Origin of the sequence: Sodalinema gerasimenkoae IPPAS B-353, from assembly GCF_009846485.1 — a bacterium.
Classification (GTDB): Bacteria; Cyanobacteriota; Cyanobacteriia; order Cyanobacteriales; family Geitlerinemataceae; genus Sodalinema; species Sodalinema gerasimenkoae.
On sequence record NZ_ML776472.1, the window covers coordinates 789558 to 806693 of the forward strand.

Consider the following 17136-nt stretch of genomic DNA (forward strand, 5'->3'; position numbering starts at 1 on the left):
GTTGCAGCCGGCTGTCCAACGACTCTATTCACTCCTATTCGCCTTGAGTCTTCTAGCCCTGAATCCCTGGGGCGAGACTCGGGGCGAAATTTGGACTGTGCCGAAAATTGGGGTCTTAATTGCCCTTTATGGACTCAACCTGGTTCTACTGTGGCGAAAACCCCTTCGCTTCCACTCTTACCATTGGCTGAGTCTTATTTTTTGGGGGGCTTGGTTAGGCTTAGGGGCGATCGCCGTTTTGGAGAGTCCTATCCCAAGACGAGCCTTTTGGGGACAGGATGAGATGGGAGATGGCTGGTTTTACTGGGCGGTTTTAGCGAACTTTACCCTCAGTAATACCGCCTTACTAAGACAGTATCCCCACCTGTTGCGATCGCAACTCAAAGGATTGCTCCTAGGAGGGGTGGTGCTGGTGCTGGCCATGATTCCCCAACTCATTGATTGGCGCATTGACTACACCCAAACCATGGGAGAACTACTGCGACCCGGAATTTTACGCAGCACCATTTTCCAGGATCACCAACCCATCGGCACCTATTCTCATCGGGGTCACGTGGCCTTTGTGCTCAGTTTCCTCTGTATCTTGCTGTTGCTGCTGCGACAGTGGCGCTGGCTTTCCCGAGAAAAGACCGTCTTAGGACTGGCCCTATTTGGGGGGATGCTCTGGATGTTACGAACCCGAGTGGGCATTTTAGTGTTTGTCGTTGGGGTTCTGTATCTATTCGGTCGGCGATATAAGCGCACGATGATCGCCCTCTGTCTGCTGGGAGGTCTCTTGATGGGACTGATTACCTTCAGCCGTCCCATTGAAGGATTACCCCTGATTAAGCAAATCACCTCAGATCGGGTTTATCTCTGGCACTTGGGGCGATCGGGGATTCGAGAGCGTCCCTTATGGGGTTGGGGTTTCAATGGCTTTGGCGTTGCTTACGCGCACCTGGTAGAGAAGCATTCCGACAATAGCCGACGCATTGAGGTCATCCATGATGTTTACTACGAAGCCCTTACCCCAGAGGGAAACATTGAATTTGAAATGCTGATTTCCAATAAAGCCCATAATCTGATTCTCGATACTTGGGTCTCTACAGGAGTTTTCGGCTTAATCAGCTACTTAGGTCTGTTGGGGTTTTATGCCTATAGTGCTTATCAGGCCCCGCTCGCTCGCCTAGAAGTCATCGTTATTATTTATGTGACCTTCACCTTCACTTGGTTTGAGGCGGCGCAATTTAGCCATCTTGTCTGGTGGGGACTCAGTTTAGCCTGGTATCGTCCGCAAACTGGTGCTGACTCCTCACCGCCGTTACTTCCACCACAGCTCGATGAAAAACAGGAGACCCCCCCAGTGGGAGAATCTCCTGAAGATGAGATCCCCAATGAGACCGGGGACTCCTTATCAAGTTCTTAGTCAACTGAGGGAATGAACCCTTAGCGGACGACGGCGCGGCTGGCTTCCATGTCAATGGGTTTCATGAAATAGAGTTTCACGAACTGGACACCATTGTTCGCCAATAGGGGCAGTTTCTTGAAGAACTTCACCACACCCGGCGCGTTGGAATCGTCAATTTCGCGCAGCTTCTCGTTGTTGGCCACACAGCGATCGAGGCGACCATAGAACTGAGGATTGTTGACATCTAGTTTAATGGGGAAGACGCGAGCAGCAGTTTCGTTGGTCTTCTCAATCACTTCGATGTCATACTCCCGCGCATCGAGGCCAATGGTTTTGTAGAACCCAGACCGTTGTAGGTCATTGAGGTACATAGTGGCGAAGACGGACAGAAGGAAGAAGCGACTCCAGAGGCGAGCTTTCCAGTCGTTGAGATATTGGGGTTGGGCCCGCATGATGGCATCAAAGAAGTCACCATGACGGTTTTCATCCTGACACCAGTTCTCGAAGAAGCGGAAAATCGGATAAATCCGGTCTTCAGGATGCTGTTCTAAATGGCGATAAATGGTGATGTAGCGCCAGTAGCCAATTTTCTCAGAGAGATAGGTGGCGTAGAAGATGAACTTAGGCTTGAAGAAGGTGTATTTCTTGCTCTTAGTGAGGAAACCCAAGTCTAACTGTAGGTTGAAGTCAGACATGGCCTTGTTGAGGAAGCCTGCATGACGTGCTTCATCACGGGACATGAGATTAAAACACTCGGCTAGCACAGGGCTGCGGTCTTTCAGACGCCGTCCGAGTTCCTTATACAGCAAGAAACCTGAAAATTCAGCAGTGCAGGAGCGTTCAAGGAACTCAATGAAGAGCCGGCGTTCCTCTCCCGTGATTTTGTCCCAAGACTGGTTGAATTCCTCGTCCCGAACAAAATGATGTCGATTATAGTCAACTCGGAACTCTTCGAGGATGGCTTGGAGTTCATCCTCGTTGACGGAGATGTCCATTTGGGCCATCTCTTCAAAGTCGGTGGTGTAGAAGCGAGGAGTGAGAATCGTATCTTTGCTGGGGGCTTTGACCCCAGGACGGATCTCATCGGCGACGGGTCGTTGAACGGAATCTACCATAAGATTTTTTTACTCGTTTCCTATCACTGCGATCAGGGGCTGGCTTGGATTCAGTCCCTCGCTCAAGTGGGTTGCTTGGGCTAAGGGGTCGTGCATACGAATCGGCTGCCGAAATGAGGCTAAAGTTAGTATTGATTTTCAGTGTACCAATCTATGAGAGTGAGGTTGCCGGAATTTCGTTAAAAGTTATAACAATCTGCAACATTACGTTACAAAATGCCGCACAAAACACAGCGGTGTGAAATTTGTCACAATAGGGGTTAAGGGCAATCCGCCCCCATTGCTAACCTATATAGCAATCTATGGCAATCGAAGATTGCCAGATTGACTCTGAGTTGGGAGAGAAGTCCGAACCTGCTGCCTGCTGCCTGCTGCCTGCTGCCTTCTCTTCCCCCATTTTTTGCCCAATTCAGACCAATTTTGGCTATACCCGACTGTCTCTCGGCTCATCACTGCTCTCTGACGTTTTCTGTGCCAGCAATGACGTTTTGCCTAAATCCGGATTGTCCTCAGCCTCAAAACAGCACAACCGCCTCAATCTGTGCCACTTGTGGTTCTCCCCTACTGGTGGGCGATCGCTATCGGCCTTTACGGGCCATCGGGGCTGGGGGGTTTGGTCGTACCTTTTTGGGGGTAGATGAATATAAACCCTCGAAGCCTCCCTGTGTGATCAAACAATTTAACCCCCGCGAACAGGGAACCCAAAACCGCGATCGCGCCGCCGAACTGTTCCAGCAGGAAGCCAAACGCCTCGATGAATTGGGGAGTCACCCACAAATCCCTAACCTACTGGCCCATTTCCAATGGAACCAGCACCAATACCTAATTCAAGAGTTTATCAATGGCTCTGATCTAGAGGAAGAACTCAATACCAGTGGCTGTTTCAGTGATGAGGAGATTCGGCAACTTCTCCAAGATTTGCTTCCTGTTCTCCAGTTTGTCCATGATCACAAGGTGATTCACCGGGATGTTAAGCCCGCGAACCTGATTCGCAGCCAAAATGGACAGTTATACCTGGTGGACTTCGGGGCTTCTAAGCTGGCGACGGCGGCTAATTTAGCTCTAACGGGAACTCGGATTGGGTCGGCAGGCTATGCGGCCCCGGAACAGGCCATGGGTAAAGGGACGTTTGCCAGTGATATTTATAGTCTGGGGGTCACTTGTATTCATCTACTCACAGGAATTGCTCCCTTTGACCTGTACGACAGTAATGATGGCAAGTTGCGTTGGCAAGATTACCTCGATCAGGGACGACGGATTGACCCCCATTTGATGAAGGTCTTAGACAAGATGGTGGAAACCGCTACTGGGCGACGTTACCGTTCCCCGGCGGCGATCCTCTCAGACCTCAATAATCCTCGCCCCAGCTATCGGCCTCAGGGAAGTGTCAGGTCTTCGGCTTCGGTGACAACAGACTCTCCCCAGCCGAGTCGTCCGCTATTTCAGGGGGGAGACTCGGATAACACCCCCTCGAAACCGGACTCCACCCCCGAATATGAAGCCCGAGTTCGCACCAGCTATTTGTTATGGTTAATTGCTTTTTTACTGGGTTCTGGCTTTCGCCCCCTCAAAGGGTTACACCGCTTCTACAATGGCAAAATCTTTACGGGGTTTTTGTGGATGATTCCGGTGATTGGGGATATCGGTGGTTTTGTGGACTTATTCCTGATTCCTCAGATGGCCCAGGAGCGAGAAGAGGAAATTCGCGCCCGGTTGGGGGTGTCTAGTTCTGGGGTTCCTATGATGCCCTATACCTCGGTGACTCAGGTCTTAACCCCAGCCAGTCAAGATGAGCAAGTGATGAAACTGCTTCAGGTGGCCGAACGCAAGGGGGGTCAGTTGACGGTGACGCAAGCGGTGATGGCGACGGGGTTATCGTTTGATAAGGCGGAACGGTTATTGATGGAGTTGGCGAAAACGGGATATGTAGATGTGGATAATGATGTCTCGACGGGGGCAGTGGTGTATCGGTTTCGGGAGTTGTGAGTCCCTGGGGGTGGCTATTGGGCCAGCAAAGGGGCGATCGCGGCGGCCCAACCCCGGGCCCCGGCGTGAGGGGCGATTTGAGCGTTGAGATGCTGTAAGCCGGGATGAATCAGGCCTTTGTTGTTGGGGATAATAATGGGGGACTCAACGGCTTCTAGCATATCGAGGTCGTTGGGACTGTTGCCCAGGCCAATGACATGGCGGGGACGGGAGTCTTGGAACTGGTTGAGTAGCCAGCAGACGGCGGTGCCTTTGCCAGCCTGGGGGCCAATGAGATGGGAGAAGCGATCGCCCACAACCACCCGAAATCCCAGTTTCGTGACGGCCTGTTCAATCTCCCGGCTAGACTGCTGCTGGGGGGTAATAAAGGGTTCGCTAAATTCACGAGTTTGAGCCTGTTGGGCGGCTTGGGGGGAGAGGCCGGTTAAGGCGGTGAGGTCGGCAACTGTCAAATCCCCGAAACCTTGTAGACTGACTCCAAGCTGTTGACTCAGTTGTGCTAGTCCTGAACGAGCCTCAGAGTAAAGACAGCCAAATCGCTTCAGGCGATACCCTTGCCAGGATTCTGTCTCCTTCAGGTTAAACCGCTTATCCTCGGGGTGAATGAAGACGCCGCTTCCGTTCTCGATGATGAAGGGTTCTTGCAACTGTAAATCCTTGAGCAAGGGTTCGACCTCGACCCGAGTTTTACTGGTGACGGGAATGATGGGAATGTTTCGTTGTTTGAGCAGAGTGAGGGTGGGGATGGCCTCGTCAAAGCGGTAGTCATGGCTATTGAGGAGGGTTCCATCGAGGTCAGTAAATACAACTAGGGTCATGTCATCGCGTCATCAAGGGTCTGGAGTTGGCTTCGGGGTTAACCACCGCTGACGGGGGGAATGAGAACCACTTCATCGCCGTCCTGGAGGGGGGCGTCTGGCTCGACAAACTCTAGGTTAATGCCAAAACGGGTGCGATCACGCCAGGGGGCGAGATTGGGATGGTCGGCGATACAGCGATCTAAGACCGTGGAGACGGTGCTGTTGGGGGGGACGTGCCAGGTGAGTTCGTCCCTCTGATAGGCCTCTTGGTAGGCGGCAAAGAGCTTGATGACGATGGTAATGGAGTCAGACGGGGTCATGGGGATGGCTCGGGCGTGGATGCCAAGTGAAACAAAGGACTCTATAATTTCGATTAATGTACTTAAAGGTAAGACCTTAAGGAATATGGCTCGTGGAGGCAAACGGGTTGGCGCCGGTCGTCCCCCAGGAACGGGAAAATATGGGGAGCCAACGAAAGCGATGCGCTTACCCCTCAGTCTGGCTGACCAACTTTCTGAGGTGTTGGACACCTGGGGGCGATCGCGCTTCGAGGATATTGTGCCACAACTGCAACGAGTGCGCTGCAAGCCTGAGGCGTCTAACGGTTTACCGCTCTATTCTCAGGCCGTGGCGGCGGGGTTTCGGGAGCCGATGAGTGATGAGATTGAGCAGGAACTCGATTTTAATGGCTATTTAACAACTCACCCAGATGCGAGTTTTTGTGTGCGAGCCACAGGGGAGTTGATGCTGGAGGCGGGGATTCAGGCAGGGGATCTGCTGGTGGTGGATACGCTTGGGGAACCCGAGGATGGGGATCTGGTGATGGCGGTGGTGGAGACGCAGTTGATGGTGAAACGTCTCGGGCGGCAGGGCGATCGCCTCTTGTTACTATCAGAGAAGGCCCAGCAGCCCCCTCTCGTCCTCACTCCAGAGCGGGAGTTTTATATTCTGGGCCGGGTGACTCATTCCATTCATGCCTTCTGAGTCAAGGGGCTGGGGTTGTCTGCTGAGGGCGGGTTGGGCTGCCCCCTAAAAAAAACTCCGCCAGAACTGCCCCTGTCACAACAATTCCTTTACAATGTTCTGTAGAAGTTTGAAAATTCCTAAAGAATTGTAAGGAGTAGGCATGGTTAGCCTCGATCGCGTCGCGGACATTATCCGAACTGAACTCGGCGATGCTGAAGTGCAGGTTCGGGACCTCACGGGTGGCGGAGATCATCTCGAAGCCCTGATTATTTCACCGAGATTTGAAGGACTCTCATTGGTGCAACAGCATCAGTTGGTCTACGGTGCATTGCGTAGCGAATTGGCATCTGAGGCCATCCATGCTCTGGCTCTAAAAACCTATACCCCAGATAAATGGGCGGCGACGAGCCAGGTGGGCTAGGCCTTGCGGCCCCCAAATTTGACGTTTTCTTGATACCATCACTCAGTTATAGGATTATGACTCCAGAAGCTCAAAAACGAATCGATGACCTTGTGAAACAGCATAAAGTGCTGGTTTTTATGAAGGGCAATAAATTGATGCCCCAGTGCGGTTTCTCGAACAATGTCGTTCAGATGCTCAATAGTCTGGGGGTTCCCTATGAAACCGTTGATGTTTTAGAGGATTTTGAAATCCGTCAGGGGATTAAGGAATATTCCAATTGGCCCACGATTCCTCAACTCTATGTGGATGGACAGTTTGTGGGTGGCTCGGATATTGCCATTGAACTCTATCAAAACGGCGAGCTTCAGCAGATGGTAGAGGTGGCGTTGGCCTCCCAAGCCTAAGACAAGCGGCTGTTCATATGTAGCCCTTCCAGAAACTGGAAGGGCTTTTGTGATTTTGTCAAGGGGTGAGAGTATGGTTTATGTTAAGATTTGTGTTACAATTGAGAAGAACTAGATAAATTTCTAAAGAATATGAATTTTTCCAGCCTAGCCAACCTACCGGGTTACAGCATTGTTGTCGTTAGTTGTATCTTTGCGGTTCTCTGCGGGATTGTTTTTAAGGATATTTTGGAATATCAATTTGCCCAGTGGAAGGCGAAGGGCAATCCTTCCGAGATTCATTATAAGACGGGTAATTTGAAGGTGGCGTATCTGTTAACCTCTTTGTTTGCCACAATTTGCGTTTGTACGAGTTTATCGACGTTTGAGGTTCCGCCGCTGTTTGCCTATCCCCTGGGGGCAGTTGTTGTCATTCCCACAGCGATTTTAGTTTGGGTACAATTGGATTCGATGTTGTCTTTGGCGGCTCGGGAAGGGCTTGACTCAATTCGTATTGATGTGGAGATGAGCGATCGCGAGGCCTTTCAGGCGAATAAGAATAGTTAGAGTGTTATCACTCAACCCTAGATTGGTGAGATCATGAGTAACTCGATTACGGCTAAAGTTCTCGAAGAGATGGACGAATTACCCGATCATCTACAGCAGCAAGTTTTGCGGTTTGTTGAGTCCCTACGCCAAAAACACCTTGAAGAAACCTCTGGTGGTGCCTGGGATGTCCTAGCCTCCCTGACGGGTACTATTGAAGCACCAGCCGATTGGTCAGCTGAGCATGATCATTATCTCTACGGAACTCCCAAGCAGCAGCCAGAGTAATGAGTCGCGATCGTTTATTCCTTGATACCGCTTTCATTCAGGCCTTGCTCAACCCCCGCGACGATTATCATCAGCAGGCCAAAGGACTCTTTCCCCTTGTTCGCTCTGCGTCAGAAGTCTGGATCACTGAGGCTGTCCTCGTAGAAGTTGGTAACTAGCGATCAGCACTTCCTCCAAGCAGGTTTCCGCAGGTTGATGGCCTAAAAAATGCCAATAACGCTCAAAGAGACTGAAGTTCCACTGTATAGCCCCGTCTCACTCCGGCGCGATGGGATTGCAAGAGGGCGATCGCCTCTTGACGTTTTATTCCTTTTGTGGTACCGGGATTCGCCATAGCTTCCCGCTTCTTTTTGCTGTTCAGCTTAGCATTCACGGGAGGCGGAGCCTCCCCCAGAGCGTGTCACGGCTTCAGCCATGACACGAGAGCAGAGTAGGGGCGAACGACCGTTCGCCCTCTTCGCAGTCGTATGTCTTTGCTCTTACACTGCACCCACTAATTCCGCTTCCGACGGGGGCGTTTCCGCATCGGCTTCTCCCAACACTTCACAGGAATTGCCAGGACTTTCAATCAGTTTCACCTTATATAAACTCGCCCCCAACTCGCGAATCGGTTGAGTTAAAATATCGCGAATGTGCAGGACAAAATTCTCAGTGGTGGGGACAAGTTTCTCGAAATGGGGAATGTCATAATTCAGAAACGTATGGTCGAAGGGTTCGGCGACCAAATCCTCAATCAGTTGATTTAAGGCCCCTAAATCAACCAGCATTCCGGTGCGTTGATCCATCTCACCCGTCACCGTCACCTCTAAATTGTAGTTGTGACCATGACCGTGGGGATAGGCACATTTGCCATAAATCGCATCATTTTCATCGTCGCTGGCATCCGGGATGGCCAGACGATGGGCCGCGCTAAAATGAGTGCAGGTGGTTAAATGGGCCTCCCAGCCGTTGCCGAAATAATCGGCCCATAAATCAGGATGTTCTGAAAGCTGAATTTTAACCAAGGGGAGATAGTTTTCCAGTCGCTGCCAAATCACCCGTGCTACATTTTCGGTGGTGGGTAAGGTTTCTTTAAATTCGGGCCAGACTTCATTCAAAAAGGAAAAATCAAGCTGACTGGTGACTTCCCGTTTAATATCATGTTTGATATTTGAGAGGTTTAGCACCATGCCATACTCATCGAGTTCTCCGGCCATAGATACATAGAGGACATAGTTATGACCATGGCCATGAACATTCGCACAAGCCCCGAACTGGCGGCGATTCTCGGCTTCGCTCAGTTCCGGGAGCCAGTAGCGGTGACCGGCGGAAAATTGGGCGCGACGATTGATGATACAGTCCATAAATCTTAGGGGGTGACAAGCGTGATGGTGGGAGTACGAGCTTTTTTGAAGTTTTGTAAAGCTGTTTTCAATTGTAGCGAAGATCTCAAGCAAACTGGAGTCGTAACCGAAAAAAAACGGGGGAGGCTGATCGCCACCGGGAGAGAGTTCCCCGGCAAACGGTACACTGAAAGCAGCGTAAGCGATCGTTTGACCCAATCGGAGAAAATCAGAATGACTGTTTCTACTGTAGCGTCTTCGTCCTTGGCTGAAAGCGCCCATCGAACCCGTCAGGCGGCGCAACAGTTAGGATATCTCAGCAGTGATGCTAAAAATGCCGCCATCGAGGCGATGGCCGATGCCCTGGAACTGGCGGCGACGGAGATTTTACAAGCCAATGCGGCGGACTGTGAGGCGGCCGAGCAAGAGGGCTTGCCAAAGCCTCTGTACGATCGCCTCAAACTGAGTGAAAGTAAACTGCAAGGGGCGATCGCCGGCGTGCGGGATGTGGGCAAACTCCCGGATCCCGTCGGTATGGCCCAACTCCACCGAGAACTCGATGACGGGCTGGTTCTCAAACGCATTACCTGTCCCCTGGGTGTCTTAGGCGTGATTTTTGAGGCCCGCCCCGATGCCGCGATTCAAATTGCCAGCCTGGCTCTCAAATCCGGGAATGGGGTCATTTTCAAAGGGGGCAAAGAAGCCAGTCACTCCTGCCAAGCCATCGTCGCCGCCATCCATCGCGGCTTAGACTATGCGGGACTTCCCACCGATGCCATTCAACTGCTGACGACTCGCGAAGAAATCCTGGAACTCCTGCAACTCGACTCCATGGTGGATTTAATTATCCCTCGGGGATCGAACGCCTTTGTCCGGTTTGTGCAAGACAATACCCGGATTCCTGTATTGGGCCATGCCGATGGGATTTGTCATATCTTCATCGACCAAAGTGCCGTACTCGATAAAGCTATCCCCATTGTGGTGGATGCTAAAACCCAATATCCCGCCGCCTGTAACGCCGTGGAAACCCTGTTAATCCATCAAGGGGTTGCCAAAGCCTTTTTACCGCCCTTGGCCGCCGCCTTGCGGGAGAAAGGGGTGAGCTTGCGGGGGGATGCGATCGCCCAGGAGATTGTCGAGATGGAGGCGGCAACGGAAGACGACTGGCAAACCGAATATAGCGATTTAGTCCTAGCCATTCGCGTGGTGGACTCACTGGCGGCGGCGATCGCCCATATCAACACCTATGGCTCCCGTCATACCGATGCCATTGTCAGCGAAGCCTCGCAAGCGGTGGATAACTTTTTTGCCCAAGTCGATGCGGCGGGAGTCTTCCATAACTGTTCGACTCGCTTTGCCGATGGCTTCCGCTATGGCTTTGGGGCAGAAGTGGGCATTAGTACCCAACAACTCCCCCCTCGGGGCCCAGTGGGCTTAGAAGGCCTGGTGACCTATAAATACCAGGTGGTGGGTAATGGTCATATTGCCGCCACCTACAGCGGGGAAGATGCCCGAAGCTTTAGCCATCGGGATCTCTAACCGCTCAGTCTGAGCCGTTGTGGCCCTGAGAGAACAGGCATAGTCCTGAGGCCCACCTCAAACACACTCCGATACAAAGGGAGCATTGAGCGTGCCGTTGCACGGCATTAAACCTATGAAACGAATGTTAAACCTATGGCAATGGAGCCGTTCGGGCTGGGGGCGCTGGTGCAGTTGGTTTCTCCTCTCCTTAAGCCTGACTTTAGCCAGTGCCAGTCTGATTCCGGCGTTGGCTCAAGATCCAGGGGGGCCAAGCTTTCCTCGCATCACCCGCCCCAGGGAAAGTTTTTGTCCTCCCTCGGCCCTATCGCGGCTGCGATCGCATACCGTCGCCCCCGGAGAAACCCTAGAGGCGATCGCCGCTGAGTATGATCTGTTTACCACGACCCTGATGGGAATGAATCCCCAGGTGCGCAATGGTGTGGTTCGCCCAGGAATGCGGCTGAGGATTCCTCCCTACGATGGTATTGAAGTTAATGTGAGTCGGGGAGAGATGTGGGAGGATTTAGCCCAGGAGTATAACGTGCGGGCCGATGTTCTTTTTGAAGCCAACAACTGCAATCCGCCCACGGATATCGCCTTTATCCCCGGAGCCAACTGGTATCCCCACCGAGACACCCCTGATGTCCCATCTGAGGATGGGGAAACGCCAAGCATCGCGGTTCTGCCAGAATATCCTCTCCCCAGGGTAGTCGAGGCCCTCCTTGGCTATGGCTGGGTCTTACCCCCCGGCTCAACTCAAGTGATTTTCCATAGTGGCGTGGACTTACCCGCCGAGGAAGGTACTCCCGTCAGGGTCAGTGATGATGGTATTGTTGCCTTTGCTGGAGTCCAGGACCCCTATGGCAATTTGGTGGTGATCAACCATAGCCAAGGGCGTCAAACCCGCTATGCTCATCTGCAAACCCTGGAGGTGGAACGGGGCGAGTTTGTCGATGCGGGACAACCCGTAGGAACCGTGGGAACCACCGGAGAGCCGGATGTTCCCCAACCCCATCTCCATTTTGAAGTTCGCAATAACTCCGAACTGGGGTGGGTGGCCCAAAACCCCGCAACTTACCTGTAACGGATAATGGACTCATGCTGAGCAAAATCCAGGACATTGGTAATTTTTGCCGAGAATTTGGCATCATGGCTGCCGAGACTCGAATCAAGATGTAGTGTAGAGAAGGGTGGGTTTCGCAAACCTGTCTAGTGGTCTTGTCCCCAGTCTGGCTCCCGTCCCTTCCCCCCCCTTAGACCTTCACGGAATTGGCGAATGGCTGTTTACGCGCCTAGCACTGTTCTCGCTTGGAACATCGCCGCGATCGAGGCAAAATCCGGTCATGCGAGCGAGATTTCCCCGGCTCATCTCTTGCTGGGACTTTGTAAACTCTGCGATCTTGACTTAGAACGGTTTTGTCCGCGACAGATTCGCGACAATCCCATGCAAAAGCGAGATTTTCGTAGTGATATCCAAGTCTTACAACAATGGTTTGATACTTGGGGACTCGATCGCAGCAATTTCCGCCGTCGTCTGCGATCGCAAATCTCAGCGGCGACTCCCCTACCCGTCCATCAGGGCATTATGCACCGAGATGCCCATGCGCGCCAGGTATTTGTCCGGGCGGAGGAACTCTCGGCCCTACAATCTCTCGATGAGGCGGTGGTGCGTCCCTATCACCTCTTGCAAGCTCTCTGTGAACTGAGTAATACTCCCTGGGATGACCTGCTCTCAGAAATGAGTGCTTGTGGGGTGGATACGCCCTTCGGGGATGGGGCAGAATGGGCCCTGGATGCGCTCCCGGCTGATCCTCATTTACTCCTAGATGGAGATCCCCTCTATCAAGATTTGGAAAAACCGGCCACGCCGCTGCTGGACTGTTTTGGCCGGGATTTGTCGGAGTTGGCCCGTAAATGTCAACTCGATCCGGTGGTGGGGCGACAGACGGAGATTCTGGCCCTGGCTAGTATCTTGATGCAGAAGCGCAAACGCAATGCGATTCTGGTGGGAGATCCCGGTGTGGGAAAAACCTGCATTGTCGAAGGCTTAACCCAATGGCTAGCCAGTTCGTCGGGGCCCCCGGAGGCCCTGCGCCAAAAACGAGTGGTGGAAGTCTCCATGGCGTCGCTGTTGGCGGGTTCTAAATATCGCGGCGAGTTTGAGGAGCGGATTCAGGCCCTGATTCGCGAAGCCAGTGCGGCGGCGGATACGATTGTGTTTATTGATGAAATCCATACGGTGTTAGGGGCCGGGGGAACTGGGGCCAGTGATGCGGCGAATATCCTCAAACCGGCCCTGGCCCGGGGAGAAATTCACTGCATTGGCGCGACAACGGTTCGGGAATATCGCCAGACCATTGAGAAGGATGGGGCGTTGGAACGACGCTTTCAGGTGGTGTGGGTGTCAGAACCCACTGCGGAGGAGACCCAGGCGATTTTGCAGGGGTTGCGATCGCAGTTTGAGCGTCACCATGATCTGAAAATTCATGATAGCGCCCTAACCGCAGCTGTGGAGTTGACGGGCCGCTATGTGAGTGATGCCCGTTTCCCCGATAAAGCCATTGATGTGATTGATCGCGCCTGTGCTGAGGCCCGTTTAGACTCCGGGGGAATGTTAGCTCAGAAAGGGGTTCCCCTCTCGGGGCCGCGTTCGATTAGTCGCAGTGATATTGCCCGAGTGGTGGCCCATCAATGTCGTTTACCCCTCGAACAGATTTCTGAAGATGAGCGATCGCGCCTATTACGACTCGAAAGTTCCCTGCGTAAACAGGTGATGGGACAGGATGAGGCGATCGCCACGGTGGCCGACACCATTCGCACGGCTCGGGCCGGCCTAAAAGCACCGCAAAAACCGGTAGGGGCCTTTTTATTTGTCGGGCCAACGGGAACCGGCAAAACCCAATTAGCCCAGGCCTTGGCGGAGTTTCTCTTTGACAGTCCCCTGAAACTGATTCGGGTGGATATGTCCGAATATATGGAGCCGAGTTCCATTTCCCGTTTAATTGGCGCTCCTCCGGGATATATCGGCCATGAAGGGGAAGGCCAGTTAACGGGAGCGGTTCGCACTCACCCCTATAGTGTGGTGCTATTCGATGAGATTGAGAAAGCCCATCCCCAGGTGTTGGATTTATTCCTGCAAATTTTAGATGAAGGGCGACTGACAGATAGTCATGGAAATCAAGTGTCCTTCCGGGAAACCATTATTATCATGACCTCCAACCTAGGCGCTGGGGTTAGTTCTCAGGGACACCTGGGCTTTGGCGTAGAGAGTGGGAGTTCGGTAGAGGGCGATCGGCAACGCGATCGCGAGACCATTTTCAAGAGTTTACGGCAATCTCTGCGGCCGGAACTCCTAAACCGGATTGGACAAATTGTCTATTTCGATCCGCTCTCCCTGGAAACCTTACGAGAAATTGTCGAGAAAGTGATTGAGCAAGTCCGCCAACGCTTGCAACGGCAACATCTACGGCTCAAGCTGACGGAAACCGCCTATGAGTTACTGATGGAACAGGGCTATAACACTGAGTTCGGCGCTCGGGAGATTGAGCGGACGGTGGAACGGCTACTGGTGCGTCCTCTGAGTCGAGCCATTCTCAGTGGTCAGTTTTCGCCCCATTCTCTGATTTGTGTCGATGCGCGGGAGAATCAGTTGCATTTTGAGGCCATTCCCCTGCGGCGACGGAAACGGGTTAAAACGGCGCTGAAGGGAGAGTAGAGGGAAGTTTTGAGGATTAGCCGACAGGAAGCTCAGCCTCGTCGACGCTGTTGGTCATCTCGACCTCGGTGCGGCCGTCTGGGTTCCTGATAAATTCGGCAAGTAGGCTCTCAATCACCTCCACAATCCGACGAACGGCTTCTGGTTCAATCGATGGGGTTTTGAAGCCATGACTGAACTGATGGCGTCGGGGAAGCAGAGTGTGCAAATCCTGGTAGTCTTGGCGAGATAAGACCCCTTCAAACAGCATAACTTTAATCAGATAGGCGCAATCCCTATGTTTGAGCCGAATCTCCTCTTGCTCAGCGATGAGTCTGAGGGTGGCTTCGAGTAGGGCCCAACTGTAGAGCCAGGCGGGTTCTGGGGTTTGCTCAATTAACGGTTTTAAGGTCTGGAGTCGGGCTAAAATCTCGTCCTTTGGCCAACTGGGTTCGTGCTCTTGAGGCTGGGGTGGCTCGGCTAGGAGAAGCAAATCCAATCTCCAGTTGTCATGCTGTTCTACCTCTTGGGTGAGTTGGGCCAGTTGAGGGGAGCCAACGTCCTTGCGGGAGGTCACTTTAACGATGATGAGTTCACCACCTCGACGCAGGAGGAGATCAGGAGCATAGGTGGTAACGAACTCGGGAGTCAGCCCCAAGGTATCTTGGAGAGGTTCAGAGGCAGAAACCGATTCATATCCTTGGTGGCGATAGTCTTGCTCCAAGTCGAGTAATTCTTTATCTCGCTCTGGGTTACTTAAACAGTCCATAGTTCTAACACCTTTTGCTTGGGATATTGACTAATCGAAATATATAAAAACTCCTGATTTTTAGATAATTCTTGTTCCAATACTAACGATGGATTTCTGATTTTAAAGGTTTTATCCAGTTGTCTTTTACAAATGAAAATATCCGTAATTTGGACATCATCATCATAAATTAGTCCAATTAAGGCATCTTGAATCGGCTTAACAATGTTATCAATATCCAACTCATGATTTTGATAAAAATAAATAACTTGTAGGGCCAATAGACCCGTCAAGGGAGGAGATCCGTCCGACCACCCTATCTCAGCTGCCTGACGAACCTGCTGTTTCCATACTTTCAGTCGTTGTCGTCGCCGAGTTTGTTGAGATACCGGGGGACCTTCGACTGTAAACTCGAATGTTCTCAATTTAATCGCTCTCTGTCATCAAGACCCCCTCTAAGTCTAGCGACTCAGAGGGGAAGGTGGCTAGAACCAATCACCCACTAGAACGCCGGACCGATCGCAAAATAGGCCCGGAAGTCACCGCGATCGTTGACCCCCGCTGTGATGCGGAGAGTATCAACGATGGGGACATCTAAATCCAGGAAGTGCAAGCCAACACTAAACCCGAACCCATCTCCCGGTTCATTGCGGACTTCCGAGGGACGACCAATCACATCAGAGGCGGAGTCGAAATCAGTGACATATTGCACCCCCAAACTGCCGCGCATTTCCTCGAAGAAGCCCCCCGGTGTCACCGCAATCGGGAAGCGATATTCCAGACGCGCTTGGATGAAGCTACTGGCGGTTCCGACGTCACCTTGGCCATAGCCTCGGGCGGAGTTGAATCCCCCGAGATTAAAGGCTTCATAGCCGGGGACATCCCCGAGAATGGTTCCTCCTTGCAGTCCAAACACGAGGGTGCGGGGTCCTTCGGCAAATCCGAACAGGTTGACGGGGAGATATTGCACATAACCGGCACTCAGACGATTAAAGTCCAGGCTACTGGTTCCAATAGGAATCGATTGTTCTGTGCCAAATTGAAAGACATTGCCGGAGATGGGAAAGCCATACTCATCGCGGTTAACGTTGTCTTGTAGGGCAAATAGACTCAGCAGTACGAGGTCATCTTTGCCATCGTTGCTGGCCGAGAGGCGATTCCCTTCTTCATCTACGGGAAAGAGGTTATCGGTAAAGGCTCGGTTTTGGATGCGGATTTTCTCGTAGCTGAGTCCCGGCATAACAACGGTGTTGCTGCTGATGGGAACGACAACTTGGGTTTCAAAACCAAGACGGTTCACCCAGGGTTCCTGTTCGTCACCCACAGGGAGAAATACCTCCCGCACATCGTCATCGTCACCATCGCTGAGAAAGGCATCGTCGCGAGTGTTGTTGAAGTTAGCAGAGAGGCGGTAGCCAACGCGCCGGCCCTCTCCATTGCGATCGCCACTGAAGGCGGCTTGAGTATAGGTCACATCAGCCCCGGCGAGAAATTCTCCACCCCGGCCCGTGAAGACAATCGATCGCCCCTCGCCGTCGCGATAGCCAGCACGCAGGCCGGCAAAAATCCCCTCCGCATTCTGAATGCCAAAGTCACCCCCGAGGAAAAAGCCGGATTCTAAACGGTCGAGGAGTTCTGGGGAATAGACTTCGGGCCGTTGTCTAGGAATGGGCCCGAGGATGGGGACAAAACGCGTGGGACTATCGGATTCAATCCGCAACCGCTGGGCCAGTTGGGGAACGTCAGGGCTGGATTGGCTTTCAAAGGATGTATTGGGCAGATTGGACGCTGATGAGACCGTCGAGGCGATCGCCGGTTGGCCACACAGAAGCGCACCGAGGGCAATTCCCCAAGGATAGAGCGATTTCGACGGATGAAGTTGCATGGGCATACAGTCACTCCCCTAACCAGGTTCTAATGGGTTATCTGAGGCGTTTCCAGGAAATACCATCAGGTTACACCCAAGATACTACCGAC

At 52.5% G+C, this 17136-nt stretch carries 18 protein-coding genes; 10 read left to right on the forward strand and 8 right to left on the reverse strand.

The window, feature by feature from the left end:
* Nucleotide 1: 1 nt before the first annotated feature.
* Entirely contained in the window at nucleotides 2-1405 is a 1404-nt protein-coding gene (locus tag L855_RS03515; RefSeq protein ID WP_159784229.1) for an O-antigen ligase family protein, read from the forward strand.
* Nucleotides 1406-1425: 20 nt separating this feature from the next.
* On the opposite strand, the gene acsF is transcribed toward L855_RS03515, so the two are convergent.
* Complete coding sequence (gene acsF, locus L855_RS03520) at nucleotides 1426-2502, reverse strand: magnesium-protoporphyrin IX monomethyl ester (oxidative) cyclase (RefSeq protein ID WP_159784231.1); 1077 nt, start codon at nucleotides 2500-2502, stop codon at nucleotides 1426-1428.
* A gap of 480 nt (nucleotides 2503-2982) precedes the next feature.
* Here acsF and L855_RS03525 point away from each other — a divergent pair, with 480 nt between their 5' ends.
* Entirely contained in the window at nucleotides 2983-4488 is a 1506-nt protein-coding gene (locus L855_RS03525; protein WP_159784233.1) for a protein kinase domain-containing protein, read from the forward strand.
* Between the two features lie 14 nt (nucleotides 4489-4502).
* Here L855_RS03525 and L855_RS03530 read toward each other — a convergent pair whose 3' ends face one another.
* Both L855_RS03530 and L855_RS03535 read right to left on the reverse strand, forming a co-directional pair.
* Complete coding sequence (locus L855_RS03530) at nucleotides 4503-5306, reverse strand: HAD-IIB family hydrolase (RefSeq protein WP_159784235.1); 804 nt, start codon at nucleotides 5304-5306, stop codon at nucleotides 4503-4505.
* A 38-nt stretch (nucleotides 5307-5344) separates the two neighbouring features.
* A complete protein-coding gene (locus L855_RS03535) occupies nucleotides 5345-5608 on the reverse strand; it encodes a MoaD/ThiS family protein (protein WP_159784237.1) in 264 nt (87 codons plus the stop codon).
* Between the two features lie 85 nt (nucleotides 5609-5693).
* Between L855_RS03535 and L855_RS03540 the strand changes: the two genes are divergently transcribed.
* From L855_RS03540 to L855_RS03560, 5 genes are all read left to right on the forward strand, one after another.
* The gene (locus L855_RS03540; RefSeq protein WP_159784239.1) at nucleotides 5694-6272 is read left to right on the forward strand and encodes a LexA family protein; all 579 of its coding nucleotides are present in this window, start codon (nucleotides 5694-5696) and stop codon (nucleotides 6270-6272) included.
* Nucleotides 6273-6414: 142 nt separating this feature from the next.
* Entirely contained in the window at nucleotides 6415-6675 is a 261-nt protein-coding gene (locus L855_RS03545) for a BolA family protein (protein WP_159784241.1), read from the forward strand.
* A gap of 56 nt (nucleotides 6676-6731) precedes the next feature.
* Nucleotides 6732-7061: a Grx4 family monothiol glutaredoxin gene (grxD, locus tag L855_RS03550; RefSeq protein ID WP_159784243.1), complete on the forward strand. Its 330-nt coding sequence runs from the start codon at nucleotides 6732-6734 to the stop codon at nucleotides 7059-7061.
* 132 nt (nucleotides 7062-7193) lie between these two features.
* Nucleotides 7194-7607: a hypothetical protein gene (locus tag L855_RS03555; RefSeq protein WP_159784246.1), complete on the forward strand. Its 414-nt coding sequence runs from the start codon at nucleotides 7194-7196 to the stop codon at nucleotides 7605-7607.
* A gap of 33 nt (nucleotides 7608-7640) precedes the next feature.
* On the forward strand, nucleotides 7641-7874 hold the full coding sequence (locus tag L855_RS03560; protein ID WP_159784249.1) for a DUF2281 domain-containing protein: 234 nt from the start codon (nucleotides 7641-7643) through the stop codon (nucleotides 7872-7874).
* 220 nt (nucleotides 7875-8094) lie between these two features.
* On the opposite strand, the gene L855_RS21370 is transcribed toward L855_RS03560, so the two are convergent.
* The gene (locus L855_RS21370) at nucleotides 8095-8247 is read right to left on the reverse strand and encodes a hypothetical protein (protein WP_219729857.1); all 153 of its coding nucleotides are present in this window, start codon (nucleotides 8245-8247) and stop codon (nucleotides 8095-8097) included.
* A gap of 106 nt (nucleotides 8248-8353) precedes the next feature.
* Nucleotides 8354-9217 carry a 6-pyruvoyl trahydropterin synthase family protein gene (locus L855_RS03565; RefSeq protein WP_159784252.1) on the reverse strand — a complete coding sequence of 288 codons (864 nt, stop codon included), beginning with the start codon at nucleotides 9215-9217 and terminating at the stop codon, nucleotides 8354-8356.
* A gap of 213 nt (nucleotides 9218-9430) precedes the next feature.
* Between L855_RS03565 and L855_RS03570 the strand changes: the two genes are divergently transcribed.
* From L855_RS03570 to L855_RS03580, 3 genes are all read left to right on the forward strand, one after another.
* Nucleotides 9431-10735 carry a glutamate-5-semialdehyde dehydrogenase gene (locus L855_RS03570; RefSeq protein ID WP_159784255.1) on the forward strand — a complete coding sequence of 435 codons (1305 nt, stop codon included), beginning with the start codon at nucleotides 9431-9433 and terminating at the stop codon, nucleotides 10733-10735.
* 115 nt (nucleotides 10736-10850) lie between these two features.
* Nucleotides 10851-11801: a LysM peptidoglycan-binding domain-containing M23 family metallopeptidase gene (locus L855_RS03575; RefSeq protein ID WP_246198709.1), complete on the forward strand. Its 951-nt coding sequence runs from the start codon at nucleotides 10851-10853 to the stop codon at nucleotides 11799-11801.
* A gap of 192 nt (nucleotides 11802-11993) precedes the next feature.
* Nucleotides 11994-14432: an ATP-dependent Clp protease ATP-binding subunit gene (locus tag L855_RS03580; RefSeq protein ID WP_159784258.1), complete on the forward strand. Its 2439-nt coding sequence runs from the start codon at nucleotides 11994-11996 to the stop codon at nucleotides 14430-14432.
* A 16-nt stretch (nucleotides 14433-14448) separates the two neighbouring features.
* On the opposite strand, the gene L855_RS03585 is transcribed toward L855_RS03580, so the two are convergent.
* The 3 genes from L855_RS03585 to L855_RS03595 form a co-directional block, all read right to left on the reverse strand.
* Nucleotides 14449-15180: a hypothetical protein gene (locus tag L855_RS03585; protein ID WP_159784261.1), complete on the reverse strand. Its 732-nt coding sequence runs from the start codon at nucleotides 15178-15180 to the stop codon at nucleotides 14449-14451.
* The gene (locus L855_RS03590; protein WP_159784264.1) at nucleotides 15168-15584 is read right to left on the reverse strand and encodes a RusA family crossover junction endodeoxyribonuclease; all 417 of its coding nucleotides are present in this window, start codon (nucleotides 15582-15584) and stop codon (nucleotides 15168-15170) included. The genes L855_RS03585 and L855_RS03590 overlap by 13 nt, the downstream gene beginning before the upstream one ends.
* A gap of 77 nt (nucleotides 15585-15661) precedes the next feature.
* The gene (locus L855_RS03595; protein ID WP_159784267.1) at nucleotides 15662-17050 is read right to left on the reverse strand and encodes a BamA/TamA family outer membrane protein; all 1389 of its coding nucleotides are present in this window, start codon (nucleotides 17048-17050) and stop codon (nucleotides 15662-15664) included.
* Nucleotides 17051-17136: the final 86 nt, after the last annotated feature.

Bases quoted from the DNA above. Each gene is read 5' to 3' on its own strand.
- acsF (WP_159784231.1), bottom strand. From the start codon at position 2,502: ATGGTAGATTCCGTTCAACGACCCGTCGCCGATGAGATCCGTCCTGGG.
- L855_RS03525 (WP_159784233.1), top strand. From the start codon at position 2,983: ATGACGTTTTGCCTAAATCCGGATTGTCCTCAGCCTCAAAACAGCACA.
- L855_RS03530 (WP_159784235.1), bottom strand. From the start codon at position 5,306: ATGACCCTAGTTGTATTTACTGACCTCGATGGAACCCTCCTCAATAGC.
- L855_RS03535 (WP_159784237.1), bottom strand. From the start codon at position 5,608: ATGACCCCGTCTGACTCCATTACCATCGTCATCAAGCTCTTTGCCGCC.
- L855_RS03540 (WP_159784239.1), top strand. From the start codon at position 5,694: ATGGCTCGTGGAGGCAAACGGGTTGGCGCCGGTCGTCCCCCAGGAACG.
- L855_RS03545 (WP_159784241.1), top strand. From the start codon at position 6,415: ATGGTTAGCCTCGATCGCGTCGCGGACATTATCCGAACTGAACTCGGC.
- grxD (WP_159784243.1), top strand. From the start codon at position 6,732: ATGACTCCAGAAGCTCAAAAACGAATCGATGACCTTGTGAAACAGCAT.
- L855_RS03555 (WP_159784246.1), top strand. From the start codon at position 7,194: ATGAATTTTTCCAGCCTAGCCAACCTACCGGGTTACAGCATTGTTGTC.
- L855_RS03560 (WP_159784249.1), top strand. From the start codon at position 7,641: ATGAGTAACTCGATTACGGCTAAAGTTCTCGAAGAGATGGACGAATTA.
- L855_RS03565 (WP_159784252.1), bottom strand. From the start codon at position 9,217: ATGGACTGTATCATCAATCGTCGCGCCCAATTTTCCGCCGGTCACCGC.
- L855_RS03570 (WP_159784255.1), top strand. From the start codon at position 9,431: ATGACTGTTTCTACTGTAGCGTCTTCGTCCTTGGCTGAAAGCGCCCAT.
- L855_RS03575 (WP_246198709.1), top strand. From the start codon at position 10,851: ATGAAACGAATGTTAAACCTATGGCAATGGAGCCGTTCGGGCTGGGGG.
- L855_RS03580 (WP_159784258.1), top strand. From the start codon at position 11,994: ATGGCTGTTTACGCGCCTAGCACTGTTCTCGCTTGGAACATCGCCGCG.
- L855_RS03585 (WP_159784261.1), bottom strand. From the start codon at position 15,180: ATGGACTGTTTAAGTAACCCAGAGCGAGATAAAGAATTACTCGACTTG.
- L855_RS03595 (WP_159784267.1), bottom strand. From the start codon at position 17,050: ATGCCCATGCAACTTCATCCGTCGAAATCGCTCTATCCTTGGGGAATT.